Origin of the sequence: Rathayibacter sp. PhB152 (assembly GCF_003751395.1) — a bacterium.
Lineage (GTDB): Bacteria > Actinomycetota > Actinomycetes > Actinomycetales > Microbacteriaceae > Rathayibacter > Rathayibacter festucae.
The window spans coordinates 189,100-212,644 of sequence record NZ_RJUT01000004.1 but is presented as its reverse complement, the minus strand read 5'-3'; the positions used below and the strand labels follow the sequence as shown (position 1 = coordinate 212,644).

Sequence of the window (23,545 nt, the reverse complement as noted above, 5' to 3'; positions counted from 1 at the left end):
TTCGCCCCTCGTCCCCTCACACCGAGAAGGTGATGCCGGCGCTGGAACGCTCCGCGCGGCGCCTGCGGTTCGAACGAGGACGATGACCCACCAGGACGCAGGGCCGCGCGGCCGAGACGAGAACGAGGACCGCGATGACGAACGACCCGCAGAGGGACGACACGACCGGACTGGACGGGGATCGTCCACCGGGGATCGGGCGCCGGTCGGCGCTCGCGGTCGCCTGGACGGTCCCGGTGATCGCGGGCGCCACGGCCGCCCCTGCGGCCTCCGCCTCCACGCCGCCGAAGGAGGACGGCACCTTCCTCGGCGTCTGGCTCGCCTCCCTCGGCGGCGAGTCCCCGCGGGCCTTCCGCGTCGAGGTGTACCTCAACGGGACCGGGACTCCGGGGACCCCGGTCGTCCTCCCCCAGGACGCGGTTGTGCGCGTCGACTCACCGGACCACGACGTCGCCGTCTGGCCGGACGGGATCGTTCCCGAGGGGCCTCGGGCCGGCACGATCACGATCCCCGCCGGGGTCTACCCCACCGTCGAGACCTACACGGTCCGCACCAGGAGCGTGGTGGTCACCGCCCCGTACCCGGGGCCTCAGACCGTGTGCGAGCTCGCCGCCGATCCGCGGGGACGATTCGCAGTGGAGGCGAAGGTGACCCGGGGACCCACCTACCGAGGTCCCGACCCGTACGCGACCGGCATCCACGGCCGCCCGTCCGCGGTGGCCGTCCTCACGTTCTGAGAGGCGTTCCGGCACGCTCGAACCGGTCGATTGCGCACGTCGGAGAGTGTGCCGCGCGCCGGGGATCAGCGGCGCGGCTCTCCGGCACGCGGAGCTGCGTCCGGCACGTCCGAACGGACCGATCCAGCGAGCCGGGGGATGTTCCACGAGCCCGAGGTCCGCCCCGCGGCCCCTGGCACCGACGTGCAGGATCCGCGCGCTCGGGATCGTCCGATCGAGCCACCGGCACGATCTGCGCCACCGATTCGGCGCTCACGGCCCCTCGTCGGCAGAGTGGCCGGCGAGCCGGGCAGCTCTCTGCCGTCCGGTCGCCGCGAGCGAGAACGAGGACCGATGACACCCGACGAGCACCCCCCGCACGACGACGAGCTCCGATCGTCCCCTTCGCCCGGAGTCGCGCGGCGGACCGCGGTCATGGCCGCGTGGACGACCCCGGTGGTCGCCGCCGCGGTCGCGGCACCCGGAGCCTCGGCGTCACCTGCGCCGGTGACCGCCTCCACCTTCGTCGGGGTGAAGGTCTCGACATACGTCGTCGGCACCTTCGGCGTCACCGCCTACATCAACATGATCGGAACCACCGGGTCGACCGTCCAGCTGGACGAGGAGACGTGGGTCGACATCGCGACCGACCAGGACGTCTCGCACTGGGATTCCGGGCTCATGGCGATCGGCCCCCGTGCCGCCCGCCTGGTCGTCCCCGTCGGCCCCTACCGCGTGGACCGGACCTACCTGATCGGCGGCCAGACCGCCTCGGTCTCCTTCAACGAGACGTACACGTCGAACCTCAGCGCAGAGCCGAAAGGCAGATTCACCGTGTCGGCCACCGTCACGCGCGGTCCCGTCTACCTCGGGCCCGACCCCGGCGCCGCCCAGCAGTTCGGAGCGTCGTCCTCCACGGCGAGCGTGCCGAACTGACCGCGCGCTACTTCAGCAGGCGGGAGAGGACCCGGTCGGCCAGGAGCTTCCCGCCGGTCTGGCAGGTCGGGCCGAGCGAGCGGTCCTGCGGCGTCGATCGGAGGAGGTCCGGTCCTCCACGAAGAGGCTGTGGGCGAACGGCCGGAGTCGCCGCCGAGACCGCGCCCGCGGCGGATCCCGCCAGGCGGCACGATCGATGCCAGAGATTCGCCGCTCGCCCCCTCCCCTCGGGAAGGTGATGCAGGCGCAGGAACGCTCCGCGCAGGAACGCTCCGCGCGGCCCCGCGATTCGAATGAGGACGAGGACGAGGACACACCATGACGCAGGACCACCACCACGACGACGGTCTCCGCTCGTCTCAGCCCCCGGGCATCGCGCGCCGCACCGCCGTCGCCGCCGCATGGACCACCCCGGTCGTCGCCGCCGCCGTCGCGGCTCCCGGCGCCACCGCGTCACCCGCACCGGTCGGCACCGGGACCTTCGCCGGCGTCATCCTGTCGAGGGTCTACCCCCGCAGCTTCCAGACCAGGGTCATCGTGAACGGGGACCGGACCGCCACCGGGCAGATCGTGCTCGCGGAGGACGTCGAGGTCAGGATCACGGTCGAACACGACGTCGAGTCCTGGGGGACCGGCGTCGTAGCCGAGGGACCCCGCTCCGGGCGCTTCCTGTTCCCCGCCGGATCGTACCCGGCCATCGAGAGCTACCCCTTCGGCACCACTCTCATCTGGGTCTCCTTCTCCTCCAGGCCCCCGGTGACACGCCTCAGTGCCAGTCCGACGGGCGCGTTCTCCGCGACGATCGCCATCGTGCGAGGGCCGGTCTTCCCGGGCCCGGATCCCTCCGCGACCCGAGGATGGGGTCTGCCGTCCGCCACCAGCACCATCGACGTCTGACCGGAGCTCCTCCGCTCCGAGCCGAGCCGAGGAGGACGTCCTCGGCGGCGAGCGCGCCGAGCCGATGGCGCGCTACTTCAGCAGGCGGGAGAGGACGCGGTCGGCCAGCGGCTTCCCGCCGGTCTGGCAGGTGGGGCAGTACTGCAGCGTCGAGTCGGAGTAGATCACCTGGCGGATCGTGTCGCCGCAGACCGGGCAGGCCTCGCCGGTGCGGCCGTGCACGCGCATCCCGAGCTTCTTCTCGCGCTTGAGATCGGCGGCGTGCAGGCCCTCGGCACGGCCGAGCGCCTCCTCCAGGGTGTAGTGCAGGGCGGTGAACAGGCGGTCGAGCTCGTCCGGCGTGAGTGTCGCCGGCTTGAACGGCGACATCTTCGCGACGTGCAGGATCTCGTCGGAGTAGGCGTTGCCGATGCCCGCGATCCGGGACTGGTCGCGGAGGACGCCCTTGAGCTGGGCGCGACCGGCGGTGGCCAGGATCGCGCCGAGGATCTCACGGGTGAACTCGGGGTCGAGCGGATCCGGCCCGAGCCGCTCGACGCCCGGCACGTCCCGCGGATCCGCCACGATCGAGATCGCCAGGCTCTTCTTCGTGCCGGCCTCGGTGATGTCGAAGCCGGAGCCGTCGTCGAGGATCAGGCGCGCGGCGAGCGGGCCGCGGCCCGGCTTCACCGGCGCGGTCGGCCGCTCGGGCCGCCAGCGCACCCAGCCCGCGCGCGCCAGGTGCAGCAGCACGTGCACGTCGCCGATCGCGAGATCGAGGAACTTGCCGTGCCGGCTCACCCCGTGCACCGTCTCCCCCGCGAGCGAGGACGGCGGGATCGCGACGGTCTTCAGCGCGGAGATCGCGAACACGTCGAGTCGCTCCAGCACGCGGCCGCCGAGGCGCTCGTCGAGGTCGCGGGCGAGCGCGTGCACTTCGGGGAGTTCGGGCATCCCCCTACTGTGCCGTGCCGAGGCGATCGGCGGCGACCCTCAGGAGGAGCCGCCGATGGTCGCAGTAGAGGAGCACGGCGCACATCGGTATGTCGGATCCCGCCAGCGCACATCGGCCGCGCCACGGGTTCGTCGGTGCAGGCGCTCAGCCGTCAGGCTCTCGGTGGCCCGGCGCGCTCGCACCGCGCTGCAGACGACCCACGACGAGGAGCACCACGATGATCGGCCGCCACCACGACCACCCCGACCACATCTGTCGAGGCACGTCAGATCCGGACGGCTGCGAGAGCGGCGTCGACCGCAAGGCGTCGCCCCGAGTCGCGCGGCGCTCCTCAGCGGCGGTCGCCTCGACGAGCCCGGTGATCGCCACCGCCGCCGCACCCGGCGCCCCCGCGTCCGTCCCGCCGTCGAGCGCATCGTCGGGCCGCCACTCCGCCCGGGCAACGACGCGGGGAGACTCCTCCGGAGACGTCGCGGACAACCGAGGATCGGACCTCACGGCGAGGAACACGACCGTCGAGGTCTGAGCAGTCCCTGCGGGCCCGCTCTCCGTGCGAGCGGGTCCGCGGCCGAGGAGACCGGCGCGCCCCTAGGCGTCGGCGCCGAAGCGGGTGGCCGCGACCTTGCGCAGGAACAGCTCGTGGAAGCGGTAGTCGCCGGTGATCTCGGGGTGGAACGAGGTGCCCAGCAGGGCGCCCTGCTCGACGGCGACGACCCGGCCGTCGGCCAGGGCGGCGAGGGCGTGCGCGCGCTCCCCCAGCTCCTCGACGACGGGGGCGCGGATGAAGACCGCATGCATCGGCGGGTCGCCGATGCCGTCGATGTCGAGGTCGGTCTCGAAGGAGTCCAGCTGGTTGCCGAAGGCGTTCCGGCGGACCGTCACGTCCAGGCCGCCGAAGCTGCTCTGGCCGTCGATGCGGTCGAGCACGCGGTCGGCGAGCATGATCAGCCCGGCGCAGGTGCCGTAGACGGGCAGACCCGCCGCGATCGCGGCCTTCACCGGCTCGGCGAGGCCGAACAGGCGCGAGAGCTTGTCCATCACCGTGGACTCGCCGCCGGGGATCACCAGACCCGCGACGGAGTCGAGTTCGGCCGGGCGGCGCACCAGCACCACCTCGGCGCCGAGCTCGCGCAGCACGTGCGCGTGCTCGCGGAAGTCGCCCTGCAGGGCGAGGACGCCGACCCGGAGCCCCGCGAGGGACCCCCGGGTCTCGTCCTCGCCCGCGACGGGCGCGCTCTCGCTACCAGCCACGCTCGGAGAGCCGGTGCGGCGCGGGCACGTCGGCCACGTTGATGCCGACCATCGCCTCGCCGAGACCGCGGGACGCCTCGGCGACGACCTTCGCGTCGTCGAAGAACGTCGTCGCCTTGACGATCGCAGCGGCGCGCTTCGCGGGCTCGCCCGACTTGAAGACGCCGGAGCCGACGAAGACGCCGTCGGCACCGAGCTGCATCATCAGCGCGGCGTCGGCCGGGGTGGCGACACCGCCGGCGGTGAAGAGCACGACGGGGAGCTTTCCGGTCTGCGCGATCTCGGCGACCAGCTCGTAGGGCGCCTGCAGCTCCTTGGCGGCGACGTAGAGCTCGTCCTTGGTCAGCGACTTCAGGCGGTTGACCTCGGCCGAGATGGTGCGGATGTGCTTGGTGGCCTCGGAGACGTCGCCGGTGCCGGCCTCGCCCTTGGAGCGGATCATGGCCGCACCCTCGGTGATGCGGCGCAGGGCCTCGCCGAGGTTGGTGGCACCGCAGACGAACGGGACGGTGAACTTCCACTTGTCGATGTGGTTCACGTAGTCGGCGGGCGAGAGGACCTCGGACTCGTCGATGTAGTCGACGCCGAGCTCCTGCAGGATCTGCGCCTCGACGAAGTGGCCGATGCGGGCCTTGGCCATCACGGGGATGGAGACGGCGGCGACGATCCCGTCGATGAGGTCGGGGTCGCTCATCCGCGCGACGCCGCCCTGCGAGCGGATGTCGGCGGGGACGCGCTCGAGCGCCATCACGGCGACGGCTCCGGCGTCCTCGGCGATGCGCGCCTGCTCGGCGTTGACGACGTCCATGATCACGCCGCCCTTGAGCATCTCGGCGAGCCCGCGCTTGACGCGGCTCGAGCCGAACTGCTCCGAGGCGGAGGAGGACGTGGGGGTGGTGTCGGTCATGTTCGCGAGTCCTGTTCTGTGCGGCGACTTCCGCCGACGGCAGCGTCCAGTCTACGAGACGGGGCTGCCCGACATCGGCGCTGGACATGCGGGCGGGGCGGGTCTCGAGACGCGGCTGCGCGGCCGGCAAGGAGGGCGGCATGAGGCGGTCCATGCTGATCGAGTAGCCCGCGGAGCGGGCGTATCGAAATCCACCGGCGTCGGGACTGGAGTCTGCAGACTCGGCCTGCTGACGACGGTGGGTCTCGATACGCCCCTGCGGGGCTACTCGACCAACATAGGTGGCCGCTGCGCGACTACTCGAGAGGCGGCGGGGCTAGGGGCGGGGCCAGGCCGCGGCGAGGCTCGCGCGGACGTCGCCGAGGAGCTGGGGCAGGGCCTTGGTGCGGGCGATGATCGGGAAAAAGTTGGCGTCGGTCGCCCAGCGCGGCACGACGTGCTGGTGCAGGTGGGCGGCGATGCCGGCGCCGGCGACGGCGCCCTGGTTCATGCCGAGGTTGAAGCCGTCGTTGTTCGAGACCTCGCGGAGGACGCGCATCGCCGTCTGGGTGAGCGCGCCGATCTCGGCCACTTCCTCGGGAGTGGCCTCGTCGTAGAGCGGGATGTGCCGGTACGGGCAGACCAGGAGGTGGCCGGAGTTGTACGGGAAGAGGTTCAGCAGGACGAACGCGTGCTCGCCGCGCGCGACGATCAGCGCCTCCTCGTCGCTCAGCGTCGGCGCGACGCAGAACGGGCAGTCGTCGTCGCCGGGCTGGCCCTTCTGGATGTAGACCATCCGGTGCGGGGTCCACAGGCGCTGGAACTCGTCGGGGACGCCGGCGAGGTGCGCGGAGGACTCGGCACCCTCGGGGACGGCGTCGTCGAACGGCTCCGCCATCGCTAGACCTGGGCCTTGGTCGCGATGGCCTCGCGGATCCGGGCGACGGCGTCGGCGACGGGGATGCCGTTCTCCTGGGTGCCGTCGCGGAAGCGGAAGCTGACCGCTCCGGCGTCGCGGTCCTTCTCGCCGACGATCAGCTGGAACGGGACCTTCTGCAGGGTCGCGTTGCGGATCTTCTTCTGCATCCGGTCGCTGGAGTAGTCGATCTCGGCGCGGACGCCGGCCTTCTTCAGCTGACCGACGACGTCCTCGAGGTAGGGCAGGTACTCGTCGGCGATCGGGATGCCGACGACCTGCACCGGCGAGAGCCAGACCGGGAACGCTCCGGCGTAGTGCTCGGTGAGGATGGCGAAGAAGCGCTCGATCGAGCCGAACAGGGCGCGGTGGATCATCACCGGGCGCTTCTTCGAGCCGTCGGACGCGGTGTACTCGAGCTCGAAGCGCTCGGGCTGGTTGAAGTCGAGCTGGATGGTCGACATCTGCCAGGTCCGGCCGATGGCGTCGCGCGCCTGGACCGAGATCTTCGGGCCGTAGAACGCGGCTCCACCCGGGTCGGGGACCAGCTCGAGGCCGGACTCGACGGCGACGGCGCGCAGCGACTCGATCGCCGACTCCCACTGCTCGGGGTCGCCGACGAACTTCGGGTTCCCCTCCTCGTTGGTGGAGAGCTCGAGGTAGAAGTCGTCGAGGCCGTAGTCGCGCAGCACCTGGAGCACGAACTCGAGGTTCCGGGTCAGCTCGGCCGACACGTCCTCCTGCGTGACGTAGATGTGCGCGTCGTCCTGGGTCAGCCCGCGGACGCGGGTCAGGCCCTGCAGGGTGCCGCTCTTCTCGTAGCGGTAGACGGTGCCGAACTCGGCCAGGCGCAGCGGCAGCTCGCGGTAGCTGCGCCCGCGCGAGCGGAAGATCAGGTTGTGGAACGGGCAGTTCATGGGCTTCAGGTAGTAGTCCTGGCCCTGGCGGGTGACGGTGCCGTCCTCGTCCTGCAGCTCGTCGAGGTGCATCGGGGGGAACATGCCCTCGGCGTACCACTGCAGGTGGCCGCTGGTCATGAAGAGGTCGCCCTTGGTGATGTGCGGCGTGTAGACGAGCTCGTAGTCGTGGGCGAGCAGCTGCTCGCGCATGTACTGCTCGATCTCGTAGCGGATGATGCCGCCCTTGGGGTGGAAGACCGCGAGGCCGGAGCCGATCTCGTCCGGGAAGGAGAAGAGGTCGAGCTCGTGGCCGAGCTTGCGGTGGTCGCGGCGGGCGGCCTCCTCGAGGCGGGCCTGGTGCGCGCGCAGCTCGTCCTTCGTAGGCCACGCGGTGCCGTAGACGCGCTGCAGCTGCGGGTTCTTCTCCGATCCGCGCCAGTAGGCCGCGGCGTTGCGGGTCAGCGCGTAGCCGTTGCCGATCATCCGGGTGTTGGGCAGGTGCGGGCCGCGGCAGAGGTCCTTCCAGACCGTCTCGCCGGTGCGCGGATCGACGTTGTCGTAGATGGTGAGCTCGGCGCCGCCGACCTCGACCGACTCGCCGTCGGCGCCCGCGCCCTTGAGCCCGATCAGCTCGAGCTTGTACGGCTCGGCAGCCAGCTCGGCGCGCGCCTCGTCCTCGGTGACGACGCGGCGCACGAAGCGCTGGCCCTGGCGGATGATGCGGTCCATCGCCTTCTCGAGCGCCTTCATGGCCTCGGGCGTGAAGGGCTCGGTGACGTCGAAGTCGTAGTAGAAGCCGTCGGTGACGGGCGGGCCGATTCCGAGCTTCGCCTCCGGGTTGCTCTGCTGCACGGCCTGCGCGAGCACGTGCGCGGCGGAGTGGCGGAGGATGCTCAGGCCGTCGGGCGAGGAGATCAGGACGGGCTCGATGCTGTCGCCGGGGACGACGTCGGCGGCCAGGTCCTTCAGCTCGCCGTTGACGCGGATCGCGACGACCGCCCGGTCGGTGAAGTGCGTGAACCCCGTGCCGGCCTCGGTGACGACGGCGGCGTCGGCGGTGGGACGGGACGATTCGGGGACGTTCGACGATGCGTTCGACACGCGCGGGTGCTCCTCTGGGGCTGGGGGACCCCTCGACTTTAGTCGTCGGCGCGGCCGCCTCGACGCGGCGACGCGGCCCGGGAGGTGACCTCCCGGGCCGCGCAGGGATTCCCGCGCCCCGTCTCGATTCCTGGCGATCGGGGGCGGCAGTGCTCCCCTGGCACCGGGGCGCGACCCGATCGCACTCCCGGCACCGGGACGATTCTAGGAGGATCGCTGAGGAACGCCCGGGAGAAGATCGAGGATGTCACTCCCTGTGCGACCCCCATACTGGGGCCACGCACTGGGTTGCCAGGACCGCTATGTTCGGCTGAGAACCACCCGACCACCGGGACCGGAGCGCACGAACCCTGTCGTGCCGCGCCGCCCCGACGCGAGGCCCCGCCTCGACCGATCTGCTCATCCTGGGAGCACGACGGTCACAGCGGTGCCGACGTGGCGACGATGCATCGCGGCCCCGAAACCGCGACGTCCTCCGAGCCCGCCCTGCAGTACCCCCCTTCCCTGTAAACCCGAAATGCAGGTTGATCCTTTGTATGCACCACTGGTGCGCGCCTTCAGCGCGCCCACACGGCTCCCTCCCTCCTCGAGACCCCGTCGCCTCCCCCCGGCGACCCGGCATACGAGCGGCGGTGAGAGCAGGAGACCGCGGTGACCGCCGTCTCCACCGCGGCCCCGACTCCTCAGCGCGATCCGCGCGCCCTCGTCCTCGTTCCGGCACCGCCGGCGGAGGCTTCGAGCTGGCGACGCCGATTCTCGCGGAGGGTCCTGGCCGCGGACGTCTTGGTCGTGCTCGGGGCCGTGTCGCTGGCCGCCGGCCTGCGCTCGACCGCCGAAGCGCGATCCGCCGAGGCGCGCTCGGCCGACCTCGTGGTCGCCGGCGTCCTCGGCGCCCTCTGGGTCTGCTCCGTCCTCCTCGCCCAGCGGCGCCTCGCGCACCGCATCGGAGCGGGAGCGGACGAGTTCCGCCGTCTGCTCTCGGCGACGGTCGCGACGTTCGGCCTCGCCTCCGTCGCCTCGGTCCTCACCCACGTCGACCTGCCACGCGCGCACGTGCTGATCGCCCTGCCCGTCGGGCTCGGCGGGATGCTGGCGGCGCACGCCCTCAGCCGCGGGCACCTGGCCCGGGAGCGACGGGCCGGCCGCGCCCTGTCCCGGGTGATCGTCGTCGGCAGCGCCGGTGACGTGACGCACATCGTCACGCAGATCGACCGCAGGCGCGGCCGCGTCGAGTACGACGTCGTCGGCGTCGCGCTCGCGACCGCCGGTGAGCGCACTCGCCTCGCCGACCCGCGGCGCTCGATCACCGTCCGGGGCCGCTCGATCCCGGTCGTCGGAGCGATCGACACGATCGCCCAGGCGGTCGTCGAGCAGCGCGCCGACGCGGTCGTCGTAGCCGGTCAGGTGGACGGCGGCGATGCCTACCTCCGCCGGCTCTGCTGGGCGCTCGAGCCGTTCGCGGTCGAGCTGGTGCTCGCACCGGGGCTCAGCAGTGTCGCCGGACCGCGCATCCACTGGCGCCCGGTGGACGGTCTCCCGCTGATGCGGGTCGAGCCGCCGCGCTACTCCGGTCCGCGCCACGCGCTCAAGCGCGTGCTGGACGTGAGCGTCTCGGCCCTCGCGCTGCTGGTGCTCTCGCCGCTGCTGGCCGTGCTCGCGGTGATGATCCGGCGCGACAGCACCGGGCCCGCCCTGTTCCGGCAGCAGCGGGTCGGCCGCGCCGGGCACCTCTTCACCATGCTGAAGTTCCGCTCGATGAGCATCGACGCGGAGTCGCGGCTGGCGGAGCTGAGTGCGGCGAACGAGGGCTCCGGCCTGCTGTTCAAGCTGCGCGACGATCCGCGGGTGACCCCGCTCGGCCGCGTCCTGCGGCGGTACTCGCTCGACGAGCTGCCCCAGTTCTGGAACGTGCTGCGCGGCAGCATGAGCCTGGTCGGCCCTCGCCCGCCGCTGCTCAGCGAGGTGGAGCGCTACGACGACGTCGTGAACCGCCGCCTCTACATCAAGCCCGGCATCACCGGGCTCTGGCAGACCGGCGGCCGCTCCGAGCTCGACTGGGAGGACGGGATCCGACTCGACCTCTACTACGTCGAGAACTGGTCGCTGGCCGGCGACCTGCTCATCCTCTGGCGGACCCTGCGCGTGATGCTGCGCCCGGTCGGCGCGTACTGACGCACGACCGCTCCCCTCCTTCCTCTCCTCTCCCTCTCCTCCTCCGGCGCTCTCCCCGCCGTCCCCTCCCTCGGCGCGCCCTGACGCGCCGTCCCCACCCGTCCGCGCGCTCCTTCTCCCTGGTCGGAGCGCCCGGTCCCCTCGGCGTGCCCGCATGCCGCCCTCCTCACCCGAAGGAACCCGCCATGACCACCACCATCCCCTCCCGGAGGCTCCGCGTCGCGCTCGTCGGCGCCGGCTACTGGGGCCCGAACCTCGCCCGGAACTTCTCCGCCAGCGCCGACTGGGACCTGGTCGCGATCTGCGACCTCGACCCGGTCCGTGCGGAGGCCGTCTCCCGCGCCAACGGCTCCGTGCCGGTGCTGCGCTCCCTCTCGGACGTCCTCGACCTGCCCGGGCTCGACGCGATCGCCATCGCCACCCCGGCGCGGACCCACCACGCGATCGCCATGGCGGCGATCGCCGCGGGACTGCACGTGCTGGTGGAGAAGCCGCTCGCCGACTCGAGCGTGCTCGGGATCGACATGGTGAACGCCGCCGAGCGCGCCGGAGTCGTGCTGATGGCCGACCACACGTACTGCTACACGCCCGCCGTGCTGAAGATGAAGGAGCTGATCGCCGCCGGCTCGCTCGGCGACGTGCTCTTCGTCGACGCGGTGCGGATCAACCTCGGTCTCATCCAGCCCGACGTCGACGTGTTCTGGGACCTCGCTCCGCACGACCTGTCGATCCTCGACTTCATCATCCCCGGAGGCCTGCGCCCCGGGAACGTCGCCGCCCAGGGCTCCGACCCGCTCGGCTCCGGCCGCGCCTGCGTCGGCTACCTGACCGTCCCGCTCGGCCAGGGCGCGATCGCCAACGTGCACGTGAACTGGCTCAGCCCGACCAAGATCCGCCGGATGGTGATCGGCGGCTCGCGGCGCACGCTGGTCTGGGACGACGTGAACCCGCAGCAGCGGCTCAGCGTCTTCGACCGCGGCGTCGACCTCGGCACCTCGCTCCGCGGCGGGACCTCCCGCCACGACGCGGCGATCTCCTACCGCCTCGGCGACACCTGGTCGCCCGCCCTGCCCGAGCGCGAGCCGCTCGCCGACATGGTCACGGAGTTCGCGACCTCGATCTCGGAGCGCCGCGCGCCCCGTACCGACGGCCGCGCCGCCCTGCGCGTCCTCAGCGTCCTGGAGCAGGTCAGCGACCGGCTGCTCGACGCCGGCCAGGTCAGCCGCACCACCGCTCCGGCGGTCCGCCTGGAGGAGGCGTCGTGGCTGAGCTGACCCCCTCCCCCGTCTCGCTCGACGGCGCCGAGGTCCTGGTGACCGGCGGTGCCGGCACCATCGGCTCGACGATCGTCGACCGCCTCCTCGACACCGGCGTCAGCCGGGTCGACGTCCTCGACAACCTCGTCCGCGGACGCCGGCAGAACCTCGAGCACGCGCTCGCGGACGGCCGGGTCCGGCTGATCGAGGGCGACATCCGCGACCGCGCGACGGTCGACTCGGTCGTCCGCGGCAAGGACGTCGTCTTCCACCAGGCGGCGATCCGGATCACCCAGTGCGCGGAGGACCCGCGCCTGGCCTTCGACGTCCTCGCACAGGGCTCCTTCACCGTCTTCGAGGCGGCGGCGGCGCACGGCGTCGGCCGGGTGGTGGCCGCGTCCAGCGCCTCCGTCTACGGACTCGCGACGCAGTTCCCCACTCCGGAGAGCAACAACCCCTACGCCAACGACACGATCTACGGCGCGGCGAAGGCCTTCTCGGAGGGCATGCTCACCAGCTTCGGCGCGATGAACGGCCTGCGCTCGACGGCGCTGCGCTACTTCAACGTCTACGGACCGCGGATGGATGTGCACGGCCTCTACACCGAGGTGCTCGTGCGCTGGATGGAGCGGATCGAGGCGGGCGTCCCGCCGCTGATCATGGGCGACGGCGCGCAGACGATGGACTTCGTGCACGTGGACGACGTCGCCCGGGCCAACGTGGTCGCGGCGACGGCCGGACGCGACGGCGCGTTCAACATCGGCACGGGGGTCGAGACCAGCCTGCTGGAGCTCGCCCGCACGCTGCTGCACGTCATGGAGTCCGACCTCGACGTCGTCTTCGCGCCGGCGCGCTCGGTCAACGGCGTCACCCGCCGCCTGGCCGACACCCGGGCGGCGCGCGACGAGCTCGGCTTCGTCACCGCGTACGACCTGGAGAGCGGTCTGCGCTCCCTGGTCGAGTGGTGGCGCGCCGAGCGGCTCGACGCCGCCGTCCTGAGCGGAGCGACCCGATGAGCGCGGCGAGCACCGGCGCGGCGAGCACCGGGCGCATCGACGTGATGCGCCCCTGGCTGGGCACCGAGGAGAGCGACGCGCTCGCCGAGGTGATCGCCTCCGGCTGGATCGCGCAGGGCCCCCGGGCCGCGCGCTTCGAGGCGGCCTTCGCCGAGGCGATGGGCGTCGGCCACGCGGTCGCGCTGTCCAGCTGCACCACGGCCCTCCACCTCGGGCTCGTGGTCGGCGGCGTGAGCGCCGGGGACGACGTCGTGGTCCCCTCCTTCTCCTTCATCGCGACCGCCAACGCGGTCGTGCACGCCGGCGGCCGGCCGGTCTTCGCGGATGTCGACCCGGTCACGGGCAACGTCACCGCGGAGACGATCGCCGCGGCGCTGACCCCGGCCACCCGCGCGGTGATCGCGGTCGACCAGGGCGGCGTGCCCGTCGACCTCGAGCCGATCCGCGCGCTCTGCGACCCGCTCGGTGTCCTCGTCCTCGAGGACGCCGCCTGCGGCGCGGGCTCGCGGTACCGCGGCCGCTCCGTCGGCGCCGGCGCGGCTCTGACCGCCTGGTCGTTCCACCCGCGCAAGCTCCTCACCACCGGTGAGGGCGGGATGCTCACGACGGACGACGCGGACCTCGCGGCCCGCGCCCGCCGCCTCCGCGAGCACTCGATGTCCGTCTCCGCGGCGGACCGGCACGGCAGCGTGCTCGCCGCACCGGAGCACTACGACGAGGTCGGCTTCAACTTCCGGATGACCGATCTGCAGGCGGCCCTCGGCCTCGTGCAGCTCGGCCGGCTGCCGGCGCTGATCGAGCGCCGCCGAGCGCTCGCGGCCCGCTACGCGGCGGCCTTCGCCGACGTCCCGGGGCTGCGCACGGTGACCGACCCGGAGCACGGCACGAGCAACTTCCAGTCGTTCTGGATCGAGGTCGGCGACGACTACCCGCTCGAGCGCGACGGCCTGATGGCCGAGCTCGCCTCCCGCGACGTCTCCGCCCGCCGCGGCATCATGGCGGCCCACCGCCAGCCGCCGTACCGCGCCCACCCGAACGCGGACCGCCTGCCCGTCACCGAGCGACTGACCGACCGGACGCTGATCCTGCCGCTGTTCCACGCCCTCACCGAGCAGGACCAGGACCGGGTGATCGAGGCCGTTCTCGCCCCGTCGCGCCTGGCCCGCGAGCACGAGACGGCGGTCCTCCGTGCGTGACCTGATCCTCGTCGGCGCGAGCGGACTGGCGCGGGAGACCCTCGCGCTCCTCGCGGTGAGCGGCAGCCACCGCGTGATCGGCGTGGTGGACGACGGCGCCGCGCGCTGGGGCACCGAGATCTCGGGAGTCCCCGTGATCGGCGGCCTCGACGCGATCGCCGAGCACCCCCGCGCCGAGATCGCCGTCTGCGTCGGCCACGGCAGCGGCCGGGCGCGCATCGTCGACCGCCTCCGCGCGCTCGGCGTGCACGACCACCGCTACGCCCGGATCGTGCACCCGGCCATCCACGTGCCGGACGACTGCCGGATCGGCGCGGGGAGCATCCTGCTCGCCGGCGTCGTGCTGACCGCCGATGTGGCGATCGGCCGGCACGTGGTGGCCATGCCGAACGTGACCCTCACCCACGGCGACCGCATCGGCTCGTTCGCCACCCTCTGCGCCGGGGTCACCCTCGGCGGCGGGGTGCGGGTGGGCGAGGAGGCGTACCTGGGCATGGGCGCCTCCGTCCGCGAGCGCTCGCGGATCGGCCGCCGGGCGACGCTCGGCATGGGCGCGGTGCTGCTGCGCGATCAGCCGGCCGGCGAGACCTGGCTCGGCGTGCCCGCGGCTCCGCGGATCGAGCCCGACGCCGTCCGGCGCGCGGACAGCACCCTCGAAGGAGCGTCCGCATGAGCGCCGTCCGCGGGCACCGGTCGCCGGTGCTCCCCCTCTCCGGCCCGGCGCCGCTCGTCTCGGTCGTGATCGCGGCCGTCGACGGCGCATCTCCCCTCGCCGCGCTGGCGAGCGTCCTCGCGCAGCGCGGCGTCCGGCTGGACGTCGTCGTCGTGACGGACGCGGATCCGGTCGTCGACGACGAGCGCGTGCGCGTGCTCGAGGTGCCCGCCGGCCTCGGCGCGATCGCCGCCCGCAACGCCGGGCTCGCGCTCGTCCGCGGCGAGTCCGTGCTGGTGCTGCCGAGCACCGACGCGCTCACCGCCGGGGCGCTCGAGCGGGCGGCGGCCCTGCTGGCCGCGCACCCGTGGGTGGGCGCCGTGCACGGCGACGCCGAGATCTCGGTCCGGCCCGCGACCGCGGGCACCGGGCGCGTGGAGTGGACGCTGTGGAGCGGGGCCGACTGGATCGAGCGCACGAGCCGGCACGGCTCCGACCTCCTGGTCGACCACGCCGTGCTGGTCCGCCGCTCCCTCGCCGACGCGCTCGGCGGCTACGCCGAGGACCTCCCCCGCACCGCCGACCTCGACTACGGGCTGCGGCTCGCGGCGCTCGGCGGGATCGGCCGGATCAGCGGCGTCGTCCAGACCCGCTGCCACCCGCAGCCGAGCAGCGACCCGCTGGCGGAGCTGCGCGAGCGCCGCGGCACGATCGAGCACTTCTTCACCAGCACCGGGCACGACTCCTCCGGCCGCCGGGCGCAGGGCGGGGACCGCCGCGCGAACGCCGGCCGCGCCCTCGCCCACGAGGCGATGGGCCGGGCGCTGCGCAGCCGCGCCTCGGCGCGTCCCGAGGACCAGGCCGAGGGCGCCCGCTACGCTTCGATCGCCGCCGAGTGCTGGCCGGCCGTCGTCGACACGGCCGAGTGGCGGCGCTTCGTCCGCGCCGGCGAGCGCGCGCGGAGGCCGCTCTCGTGACCGCCGTCGAGTCCCCTCCGGTCTCCGCGGGCCGGAGCCGCATCGCGTCGGCCCTGGGCTGGAGCGCGCTCAGCACGATCGCGCTCCGGCTCGGCAGCCTCGCCCTGGGCGTCGTGCTGGCCCGGCTGCTCGCGCCCGAGGCGTTCGGCGTCTACGCGCTCGCGCTCACCGTGCAGTCGGTGCTGATGGCGCTGTCCGACTTCGGACTCAGCACCGATCTGATCCGCTCGAGCGAGCCCGAGCGGCGCGCGCCGACCGTGGCCGTGCTCGGCCTGGTCCTCGGCGGGACTCTCGGCGCGGCGATGGCGGCCTCGGCGCCGATGATCGCCGCGGCGACGGGCTCGCCCGAGACGGCCGGCGTGCTGGCGGTCCTCGCGATCACCCTGCCGCTGGCCGGGGCCGGAGTGGTCCCCTACGCCGCGCTGCAGCGCCGCTTCGCCCAGCGGCCGCTCTTCCTGATCGCCGCCGTCGACTTCGTCGTCTCCACCGCGATCACCCTCGCGCTGCTCGCCGCCGGCACCGGGGTACTGGCGCTCGCCGTCGCCCGCGTCGTGGCGCAGACCTGCACGATGGTGCTGCTCTTCGTCGCCGCCCGCGAGCGGCCGCGCCTGGGCTGGGACCGCTCGATCGCCCCCTCCGCGCTGCGCTTCGGCCTGCCGGTGGCGATCGCCAACCTGATCTCCTGGGGCGTGCTCGGCACCGACAAGGTGGTGATCGCCGGCCTGATCGACCCGGTGGCGCTGGGCTACTACGTCCTCGCGTTCAACATCTCCACCTGGCCGATGACCGCGGTGGGCCAGGTCGTCCGCTCCGTCGCTCTGCCCGCGTTCTCCCGGGCGCACGAGGACGGCCGGCCCCTGCCCGTCGCCGCGGCGACCGGGCTGACCTGGGCGCTCGCCGCTCCGCTCGGCGCGCTGCTCGCCGCCCTGGCCGCCCCGCTCGTGCACGTCGTCTACGGCGAGCGCTGGGCTCCCGCCGCGGCGGCGCTGGGACTGCTCGGCGTCGTCGGTGCGCTGCGGGTGGTGGCCGATCTCTTCAGCTCGGCGGCGCTCTCGAAGGGCGGCTCCGGTCGCGTCGCGATCGTGCAGGGCGTCTGGTTCGCGGCGCTCACGCTCGCGCTCGTCCCGGCGGTGCTGGGCGGCGGCTTCGTCGGCGCGGCCTGGGCGCAGATCGGGGTGGCCGCGCTCGTGGTCGGTCCCGTCTTCGCCTGGCTGCTGCGCTCGATCGACGTCGACCTGCGCGCCGTCGGCCGCTCCCTGGTGCCGCCGGCGCTCGCCGCGGCGGCCGCGGCCGGTGCCGCGCTGCTCGTCCCGATCGGACTCGCCGCCGTCGGCCTCGACGCCGACTGGCTCGCCCTCCTCGGGGGCGGCGCGACCGGCGGCGTCCTCTACCTCCTCCTCCTGCGGACCTGGCTGCTGCGCCGGGTCCGCGAGCTCACCTCCGACCGAAGGAACCCGTCATGACCACCGAGCCGATCGTCCCGCTCGCCGATCTGCACCTCCAGCACCTCGTCGTCGCCGACGTGATCCGGGAGGGCTTCGACCGCGTGCTCGCGGACTCGTCGTTCGTCCGCGGTCCGGACGTGTCCCGCTTCGAGGAGGAGTTCGCCGCGTACTGCGACGTGCGGCACACCATCGGCGTCGGCAACGGGACGGACGCGCTCGAGCTCGCCCTCCTGGCGCTCGACCTCGCACCCGGCGACGAGGTGCTCGTCCCCGCGAACACCTTCGTGGCGACCGCCGAGGCCGTCGTCCGCGCCGGCGCCCGGCCGGTGTTCGTCGACTGCGACGACGACTACCTGATCGACGTCGACTCGGCCGCGGAGGCCGTCACTCCCCGCACCCGCGCGGTGATGGCCGTGCACCTCTACGGGCAGTGCGCCCCGGTGGAGCGGCTCTCCGCCGCTCTCGGCGAGGAGGTGCGGATCGTCGAGGACGCGGCGCAGGCCCAGGGCGCCCGGCGCTTCGGCGCCCGCGCGGGCTCGCTCGGCGCCATCGCCGGCACCAGCTTCTACCCGGGCAAGAACCTCGGCGCCTACGGCGACGCGGGCGGAGTGATGACCGACGACGACGAGCTCGCCGCGGCCGTCCGCCGCCTCGGCAACCACGGCGGCCTCAGCGCCTACCGGCACGACGTCGTCGGCACGAACTCCCGGCTCGACTCGCTGCAGGCGGTCGTGCTGAGCGCGAAGCTCGCGCACCTGGACGAGTGGAACCAGCAGCGCCGAGACGCCGCCGCGCGCTACGCCGAGCTCCTCGACGGCGTCGACGGGCTGGTCCTCCCCCGCACCGCGCCGGGCAACGAGCACGTGCACCACCTCTACGTCGTGCGCACCCCGGAGCGGGAGCGCCTGCGCGCGGCGCTCGCGGAGGCGGGCGTCGCGACCGGCGTGCACTACCCGACCCCGGTGCACCTGCTGGCCCCGTTCCTCCCCGCCTCCGGCCGCCCGCGCTCGCTGCCGCGCGCCGAGGCGTTCGCCGGGCAGCTGCTGACGCTGCCGCTGTTCCCCGGCATCACGGCGGCGCAGCAGGAGTACGTGGCGGAGTCGCTGATCGCCGCGCTGCGGAGCACGACCTCCGCCGCCCCGAGCCCGGCGGGGGTGCTGTCGTGACGACCGCCGTCGCCGCGGGGACCCGGCGCGGTCGCACGGTGCCGGTCGAGGACGTCGACACCTCCGATGCCACCGTCTCGGTCCTCATCCCGCTGCACGACTACGCGCAGTTCCTCCCCGCCGCCGCGGCGAGCGCCCTCGGCCAGACCGGCGTCCGCGTGCAGCTGGTGATCGTCGACGACCGCTCCACCGACGACTCGCTCGCGGTGGCCCGCTCGATCGCGGCCGGCGACGACCGCGTCCTGGTGCTGGCGAACCCGAGGAACCTCGGTCCCGTCGGCAGCGTGCTCGCCGCGCTGGCCGTGGCGACCGGCGAGTTCTCCTGGTACCTCGACGCCGACGACGTGATCGCCCCGGGCGCCCTGGCCCGCGCGGTCGCCGTCGCCCGCGCGCACCCCTCGGTCGGGCTGGTCTACGGCCACCCCGTCCACTTCCCCGACGGGTCGGTGCTGCCGACGGCGCGGACGACCCCGACCTCATGGCTGCTCTGGTCCGGCGGCGACTGGCTGCACGAGCGCTGCCGCACCGGGCTCAACGTGATCACCTCGCCCGAGGTGCTCGTGCGCCGGTCGGTCCTCGACCGGGTCGGCTGGCCCCGGCCGCTGCCGCACACCTACGACATGGAGCTCTGGCTGCGCCTCTCGGCCGCGTCCGACGTCGCCTACATCCAGGGCGTCGACCAGGCCTGGCACCGCGAGCACGCGGGCAGCCGCTCGGACACCGTGACGCCGCTGCACGACCTGCGCGAGCGCCTGCTCGCCTTCGAGACCTTCTTCGCCGATCCCGGCGGACCGCTCGAGCGGCGCGAGGAGCTCGAGCACCTCGCGCGGCGGGCCCTCGCCCGCGACGCCCTCGTCAAGGGCGCGCAGCGCTTCGACAGCGGCGGCGCCACCGCGGCGGACCTCGAGGAGCACCTCGGCTTCGCGCACCAGGTCTACGGCGACGCGGCCCGGCTGCCCGAGTGGGAGCGCCTGCAGTCGCGGCTGCTGAGCGCGCCGAGCGACCGCTTCTCCCCGCGCTTCCTGCTGGAGCGGGTGCTGCGGCGCCTGCGCACCGACCGGTCCTGGCGCCGCTGGCACCGCGAGGGGAGCTTCTGATGCGCGCCTCCCGCGTCCCCCGAGAGCTCGTCCGGCGCCTGCGCAGCACCGGCGGCCGCGATCTGCTGCAGCGCGCCGTCCGCTCGCTCGGCGACCGCGTCGGCGTGCGCGAGCTCGACATGCCGCTGCTCCCCGGCGACATCGCGGACTCCGGCCTCCTCCACCTGCCCGCCGCCCCGGCCCGCGCCGAGGGCCCCGCGTCGATCGGCTGGATCTGCACCCCGCCCGACCGCGGCTCCGGCGGCCACACCACCCTGTTCCGGATGGTGCAGGGCCTGGTCGAGCGCGGCCACCGCTGCACCCTCTTCCTCTACGACCGGCACGGGGCCGACTTCGAGACCCGCGCCGCGATCATCCGGGCCGGCTGGCCCTGGCTCGACGTGGACATCCGCAGCGCCGACGACGGCGTCACCGGCGTCGACGCGGCCGTCGCGACCTCCTGGGAGACGGCGCACGTGCTCGCCACCCGCGGAACGGCGCCGATGGCCCGGCTGTACTTCGTGCAGGACTACGAGCCGTTCTTCCACCCGCGCGGGACCCTCGCGGCCCTGGCGGAGGACAGCTACCGGTTCGGCTTCCGCACCATCGCCCTCGGCGAGATGGTGCGCTCGCACCTCGACGCGCTGGGCGTCGCGAGCGACCTCGCGCCGTTCGGCTGCGACACCACCACCTACACGCTGGACAACCCCGACGGCGAGCGCTCCGGCGTGGTGTTCTACGCCAAGCCCACCGCCGACCGGCGCGGCTACCTGCTCGGCCGGCGGGCGCTCGTGCTCTTCCACGCCGAGCACCCCGAGGTGCCGATCCACGTCTACGGCACGGCGCCCGGAGCGTGGGACGTGCCGGTGATCGAGCACGGCACCCTCGCGCCGAGCGAGCTCGCCGCCCTCTACAACCGCTGCTCGGCCGGCATCGCGCTCTCCTTCACCAACATCTCGCTGGTGGCGGAGGAGCTGCTCGCCTGCGGCGCCGTCGCCGTGGTGAACGACGCCGTCGACGCCCGCGCGGATCTGCCGCACCCCGGCGCGAGCTGGGCCCGGCCGACCCCGGCGGGCATCGCGGAGGCGCTCGGCCGCGCGGTCGACGCCGCCCGGCCCGGCCGCGAGGTCGCCGCCGGCGTCCGGCACGGCTGGGGCATCGCCCAGGAGGTCGTCGAGCGCGTCGTCCTGGACGAGCTCGCCCGGACGACCCTCGCCGGCCCGGCACGCACCGCGGCGCCGGCCCCCGCACTCGTCCCCTCACTCGCCCCCGCTCGATCGGAGAGCTGACCCATGACCCTCGAAACCCACCGCCGGGTCGTCCTCGGCGGCAGCCCCGTCGATCTCGCCCGGCACGAGGAGGCGGTCCGCACCATCGCGGACCGCGCCGCCGCCCTGCACGACGCACCGCTGGGCGTCCTCTCCGTGAACGTCGACCACGTCAACCACTTCGGCCACGGCGGACGCTGGCAGCATGTGCTCGAGCGCCGCGCCCTGCCGGTCGCCGAGGCGCCGACCCTCGTCCTGGTCCCGGTGGCCGAGGGCGAGACCGAGTGGACCGACGCGCCGGTCGACGTCCCGGCCCGCCCGGTCGAGTGGCTCTCGCTCATCGACGGCAGCCCGATCGCCAAGCAGGCCGAGCGGCTCACCGGCGTCTCCTGGCCGCGCCTGGCCGGCAGCGACCTGATCGGGCCGCTGCTGGACCGCGCCGCGACCGACGGCGTGCGCGTCGGCGTCCTCGGCGGCTCCGAGGCCGCGCAGTCCCGGCTGCGCGCCCGCCTGTCCGAGGAGCGGCCCGACCTGGTGATGGCCGGACTCTGGTCGCCGTCCCGGGCCGAGCTCGCCGACCCCGCCGCCAACGCCGCGCTGGTCGAGTCGATCCGCGGTGCGCGGGTCGACCTCCTCATCGTCGGACTCGGCAAGCCCCGCCAGGAGCTCTGGATCGACGAGCACGGCCCGCGCACCGGCGCGCACGTGCTGCTGGCCTTCGGCGCGGCCGTCGACTTCCTCGGCGGCTCCGTCCGCCGGGCGCCGCAGTGGGTCGCCGACCGCGGCGTGGAGTGGCTCTGGCGCCTCGCCCTCGAGCCGCGCCGCCTCGCGCGCCGCTACCTCGTCGAGGGCCCGCTCGCCTACGCGAGCCTGCGCCGGCACAGCTCGACCACCCCGCAGCGCGGCCCCGTGCTCGGCAGGGCCGCGCAGCCCGCCGCTCCGTCCCCCGTGCTGCCCGTGGTCCTGCCCGGCGGGAGCGCCCGCTTCGTCGGAGCCGGCGAGCGCGCCGACGTCGCCGCCCTCGTCGTCAGCTACCGCTCGGCCGCGACGATGGAGCGCCTGCTGACGAGCCTGCGCGCGGAGGCCGCGACCGGCGTCCGGATCCGCGTGGTCGTCGTCGACAACGCCTCCGACGACGGCTCGCTCGCCCTCGCCGCGGCGCACCCCGACGTCGTCGCCGTCGACGCGGGCGCCAACGTCGGCTACGCGGCCGCGATCAACATCGCCCGGCGGCACGCGGGCGACGCGGGCGCGCTGCTCGTGCTGAACCCCGATCTGGTCGTGCTGCCCGGCGCCGTCTCGACGCTGCTGGCGCGGATGGACTCCTCCTCCGCGGGCATCGTCGTGCCGCTCCTGCTCGACGCCGCGGGCGCCCCGTCGCGCTCGCTCCGCCGCGAGCCGACCCGGCTGCGCGCCCTCGGCGACGCACTGCTCGGCGACAAGGTCCTCGACCGCCCCGCGTTCTCCAGCGAGACCGACAGCGACCCGGAGAGCTACCGGCACGCCCACCGGATCGACTGGGCCACCGGCGCCGCGATGCTGATCGACGCGCTGGTCGCCGCCCGCCTCGGCGACTGGGACGAGCGGTTCTTCCTCTACTCCGAGGAGACGGACTACTTCCGCCGCGCCCGAGACCTCGGCGCCGAGGCCTGGTTCGAGCCCGCCGCGCAGGTCGTGCACGACGGCGGCGGCTCCGGCTCCTCCACCGCCCTCGCCGCGCTGCTCGCCGTGAACCGGGTGCGCTACGTGCAGAAGTTCCACGGCGCGCTGTACTCGAGCACCTTCCGCCTCGTCGTGCTGGCCGCGGAGTCGGCCCGCAGCGTCCTCCCCGGCGCCCGAGGCCGCGAGCACCGGCACGCGGCCCTCGCGCTCGCGGTCGGCGCCCGGCTCGCCTCGCTCCCCTCCGGCGCGCTCGCCCGGCCGCTCGCTGCGCCGCACCCCAGCGGTTCGGTCGTCGTCCCCGCGCACGACGAGGAGTCGGTGATCGCCCGCACTCTGGCGCCGCTGGCCGCCGCCGCTGCGAGCGGAGCCCTGGAGGTGATCGTCGTCTGCAACGCCTGCACCGACGCCACCGCCGAGATCGCGCGCAGCTTCGCCGGCGTCACCGTGGTCGAGCTCGCCGAGGCGTCCAAGACCGCGGCCCTCAACGCGGGCGACGCGGTGGCCGCCACCTGGCCGCGCCTCTACCTCGACGCCGACGTCGGCGTCACGGCGGACGCGGTCTGGAACGTCTTCGACGCCGTCACCCGCGGCGGGCTGCTCGCCGCCCGGCCGACCGCGGTCTACGACGCGACCGGAGCCGACGCGCTGGTCCGGGCCTACTACCGCGCCCGCTCGCGCACGGCCTCGCTGCACACCGCGCTCTGGGGCGCCGGCGGCTACGCCGTCAGCGGCCCGGGACACGAGCGGATCGGGACCTTCCCCGCCCTGATCGCCGACGACGAGTTCGTCGACGGCCGGTTCTCCGTCGCCGAGCGCGCCGTCGTCGCCACCGCCCCCGCCGTGGTGCAGGTGCCCCGGAGCGCGACCAGCCTGCTCGGCGTCCTGCGCCGCACCCAGCGCGGCAGCGCGCAGCTGGCGGCGGCGACCCCCGGCGGCGAGCGCCGCTCGTCCCGCACCGCCGTGCAGGTGCTGCGGTCCGCCCGGGGTCCGCTCGAGCTCGCCGACGCCGCCGTCTACCTCTGCTTCGCCCTCGCCAGCCGGCTGCCGGAGCGGCAGGCGGCGGGCTGGACCCGCGACGAGACCACCCGCCGGGCCTCCTCCGCGCAGACGGGGGCCTGACCCG

General features: G+C 74.1%; 20 protein-coding genes. 15 read left to right on the top strand and 5 right to left on the bottom strand.

The features are described 5' to 3' along the window. The first annotated feature begins 134 nt into the window (after positions 1-134). From EDF36_RS10950 to EDF36_RS21275, 3 genes are all read left to right on the top strand, one after another. Positions 135-737: a hypothetical protein gene (locus EDF36_RS10950; protein ID WP_123733039.1), complete on the top strand. Its 603-nt coding sequence runs from the start codon at positions 135-137 to the stop codon at positions 735-737. Positions 738-1,151: 414 nt separating this feature from the next. Beyond that, a complete protein-coding gene (locus EDF36_RS10945) occupies positions 1,152-1,652 on the top strand; it encodes a hypothetical protein (protein WP_185020447.1) in 501 nt (166 codons plus the stop codon). Positions 1,653-1,970: 318 nt separating this feature from the next. Then, positions 1,971-2,549, top strand: a complete 579-nt coding sequence (locus EDF36_RS21275; protein ID WP_185020446.1) for a hypothetical protein — start codon at positions 1,971-1,973, stop codon at positions 2,547-2,549. Positions 2,550-2,621: 72 nt separating this feature from the next. On the opposite strand, the gene EDF36_RS10930 is transcribed toward EDF36_RS21275, so the two are convergent. Then, the gene (locus tag EDF36_RS10930; protein WP_123733035.1) at positions 2,622-3,482 is read right to left on the bottom strand and encodes an Fpg/Nei family DNA glycosylase; all 861 of its coding nucleotides are present in this window, start codon (positions 3,480-3,482) and stop codon (positions 2,622-2,624) included. 218 nt (positions 3,483-3,700) lie between these two features. Between EDF36_RS10930 and EDF36_RS20915 the strand changes: the two genes are divergently transcribed. Continuing rightward, the gene (locus EDF36_RS20915; RefSeq protein ID WP_148060021.1) at positions 3,701-4,009 is read left to right on the top strand and encodes a hypothetical protein; all 309 of its coding nucleotides are present in this window, start codon (positions 3,701-3,703) and stop codon (positions 4,007-4,009) included. A 62-nt stretch (positions 4,010-4,071) separates the two neighbouring features. On the opposite strand, the gene pdxT is transcribed toward EDF36_RS20915, so the two are convergent. The 4 genes from pdxT to thrS form a co-directional block, all read right to left on the bottom strand. Beyond that, on the bottom strand, positions 4,072-4,650 hold the full coding sequence (pdxT, locus tag EDF36_RS10920) for a pyridoxal 5'-phosphate synthase glutaminase subunit PdxT (protein WP_243582549.1): 579 nt from the start codon (positions 4,648-4,650) through the stop codon (positions 4,072-4,074). Between the two features lie 73 nt (positions 4,651-4,723). Further along, positions 4,724-5,641, bottom strand: a complete 918-nt coding sequence (gene pdxS, locus EDF36_RS10915) for a pyridoxal 5'-phosphate synthase lyase subunit PdxS (RefSeq protein ID WP_123446185.1) — start codon at positions 5,639-5,641, stop codon at positions 4,724-4,726. 316 nt (positions 5,642-5,957) lie between these two features. Next, positions 5,958-6,518 carry an HIT domain-containing protein gene (locus tag EDF36_RS10910; RefSeq protein ID WP_123733032.1) on the bottom strand — a complete coding sequence of 187 codons (561 nt, stop codon included), beginning with the start codon at positions 6,516-6,518 and terminating at the stop codon, positions 5,958-5,960. Between the two features lie 2 nt (positions 6,519-6,520). Next, complete coding sequence (gene thrS, locus EDF36_RS10905) at positions 6,521-8,536, bottom strand: threonine--tRNA ligase (RefSeq protein ID WP_123733031.1); 2,016 nt, start codon at positions 8,534-8,536, stop codon at positions 6,521-6,523. 651 nt (positions 8,537-9,187) lie between these two features. Between thrS and EDF36_RS10900 the strand changes: the two genes are divergently transcribed. The 11 genes from EDF36_RS10900 to EDF36_RS10850 all read left to right on the top strand — a co-directional run bounded on the left by EDF36_RS10900 (position 9,188) and on the right by EDF36_RS10850 (position 23,541). Further along, positions 9,188-10,708: a sugar transferase gene (locus tag EDF36_RS10900; RefSeq protein WP_123733030.1), complete on the top strand. Its 1,521-nt coding sequence runs from the start codon at positions 9,188-9,190 to the stop codon at positions 10,706-10,708. 185 nt (positions 10,709-10,893) lie between these two features. Further along, positions 10,894-11,982, top strand: coding sequence for a Gfo/Idh/MocA family protein (locus EDF36_RS10895; protein WP_123733029.1), 1,089 nt, complete (start codon positions 10,894-10,896; stop codon positions 11,980-11,982). Further along, entirely contained in the window at positions 11,970-12,980 is a 1,011-nt protein-coding gene (locus EDF36_RS10890) for an NAD-dependent epimerase/dehydratase family protein (RefSeq protein WP_260300679.1), read from the top strand. Before EDF36_RS10895 ends, EDF36_RS10890 begins: the two co-directional genes overlap by 13 nt. Next, positions 12,977-14,176 (top strand): DegT/DnrJ/EryC1/StrS aminotransferase family protein, encoded by a 1,200-nt coding sequence (locus tag EDF36_RS10885; protein WP_123733028.1) that lies wholly within the window; start codon positions 12,977-12,979, stop codon positions 14,174-14,176. The genes EDF36_RS10890 and EDF36_RS10885 overlap by 4 nt, the downstream gene beginning before the upstream one ends. Beyond that, entirely contained in the window at positions 14,169-14,849 is a 681-nt protein-coding gene (locus tag EDF36_RS10880; RefSeq protein ID WP_123733027.1) for a NeuD/PglB/VioB family sugar acetyltransferase, read from the top strand. Before EDF36_RS10885 ends, EDF36_RS10880 begins: the two co-directional genes overlap by 8 nt. Continuing rightward, complete coding sequence (locus EDF36_RS20910) at positions 14,846-15,805, top strand: glycosyltransferase family 2 protein (RefSeq protein ID WP_148060020.1); 960 nt, start codon at positions 14,846-14,848, stop codon at positions 15,803-15,805. Before EDF36_RS10880 ends, EDF36_RS20910 begins: the two co-directional genes overlap by 4 nt. Continuing rightward, on the top strand, positions 15,802-17,268 hold the full coding sequence (locus EDF36_RS10870; protein WP_148060019.1) for an oligosaccharide flippase family protein: 1,467 nt from the start codon (positions 15,802-15,804) through the stop codon (positions 17,266-17,268). Before EDF36_RS20910 ends, EDF36_RS10870 begins: the two co-directional genes overlap by 4 nt. Further along, on the top strand, positions 17,265-18,416 hold the full coding sequence (locus EDF36_RS10865) for a DegT/DnrJ/EryC1/StrS aminotransferase family protein (RefSeq protein WP_123733024.1): 1,152 nt from the start codon (positions 17,265-17,267) through the stop codon (positions 18,414-18,416). The genes EDF36_RS10870 and EDF36_RS10865 overlap by 4 nt, the downstream gene beginning before the upstream one ends. Beyond that, on the top strand, positions 18,413-19,513 hold the full coding sequence (locus EDF36_RS10860; RefSeq protein WP_123733023.1) for a glycosyltransferase family A protein: 1,101 nt from the start codon (positions 18,413-18,415) through the stop codon (positions 19,511-19,513). Before EDF36_RS10865 ends, EDF36_RS10860 begins: the two co-directional genes overlap by 4 nt. Continuing rightward, positions 19,513-20,781, top strand: coding sequence for a glycosyltransferase family 1 protein (locus EDF36_RS10855; RefSeq protein ID WP_123733022.1), 1,269 nt, complete (start codon positions 19,513-19,515; stop codon positions 20,779-20,781). Before EDF36_RS10860 ends, EDF36_RS10855 begins: the two co-directional genes overlap by 1 nt. Before the next feature lie 3 nt (positions 20,782-20,784). Beyond that, positions 20,785-23,541 carry a WecB/TagA/CpsF family glycosyltransferase gene (locus EDF36_RS10850; RefSeq protein ID WP_123733021.1) on the top strand — a complete coding sequence of 919 codons (2,757 nt, stop codon included), beginning with the start codon at positions 20,785-20,787 and terminating at the stop codon, positions 23,539-23,541. The last annotated feature ends 4 nt before the right edge of the window (positions 23,542-23,545 follow it).

Bases quoted from the DNA above. Each gene is read 5' to 3' on its own strand.
- EDF36_RS10885 (WP_123733028.1), top strand. From the start codon at position 12,977: ATGAGCGCGGCGAGCACCGGCGCGGCGAGCACCGGGCGCATCGACGTG.
- EDF36_RS10895 (WP_123733029.1), top strand. From the start codon at position 10,894: ATGACCACCACCATCCCCTCCCGGAGGCTCCGCGTCGCGCTCGTCGGC.
- EDF36_RS20910 (WP_148060020.1), top strand. From the start codon at position 14,846: ATGAGCGCCGTCCGCGGGCACCGGTCGCCGGTGCTCCCCCTCTCCGGC.
- EDF36_RS21275 (WP_185020446.1), top strand. From the start codon at position 1,971: ATGACGCAGGACCACCACCACGACGACGGTCTCCGCTCGTCTCAGCCC.
- EDF36_RS10950 (WP_123733039.1), top strand. From the start codon at position 135: ATGACGAACGACCCGCAGAGGGACGACACGACCGGACTGGACGGGGAT.
- EDF36_RS10865 (WP_123733024.1), top strand. From the start codon at position 17,265: ATGACCACCGAGCCGATCGTCCCGCTCGCCGATCTGCACCTCCAGCAC.
- pdxS (WP_123446185.1), bottom strand. From the start codon at position 5,641: ATGACCGACACCACCCCCACGTCCTCCTCCGCCTCGGAGCAGTTCGGC.
- EDF36_RS10930 (WP_123733035.1), bottom strand. From the start codon at position 3,482: ATGCCCGAACTCCCCGAAGTGCACGCGCTCGCCCGCGACCTCGACGAG.
- EDF36_RS10850 (WP_123733021.1), top strand. From the start codon at position 20,785: ATGACCCTCGAAACCCACCGCCGGGTCGTCCTCGGCGGCAGCCCCGTC.
- EDF36_RS10855 (WP_123733022.1), top strand. From the start codon at position 19,513: ATGCGCGCCTCCCGCGTCCCCCGAGAGCTCGTCCGGCGCCTGCGCAGC.
- EDF36_RS10910 (WP_123733032.1), bottom strand. From the start codon at position 6,518: ATGGCGGAGCCGTTCGACGACGCCGTCCCCGAGGGTGCCGAGTCCTCC.
- EDF36_RS10945 (WP_185020447.1), top strand. From the start codon at position 1,152: ATGGCCGCGTGGACGACCCCGGTGGTCGCCGCCGCGGTCGCGGCACCC.
- EDF36_RS20915 (WP_148060021.1), top strand. From the start codon at position 3,701: ATGATCGGCCGCCACCACGACCACCCCGACCACATCTGTCGAGGCACG.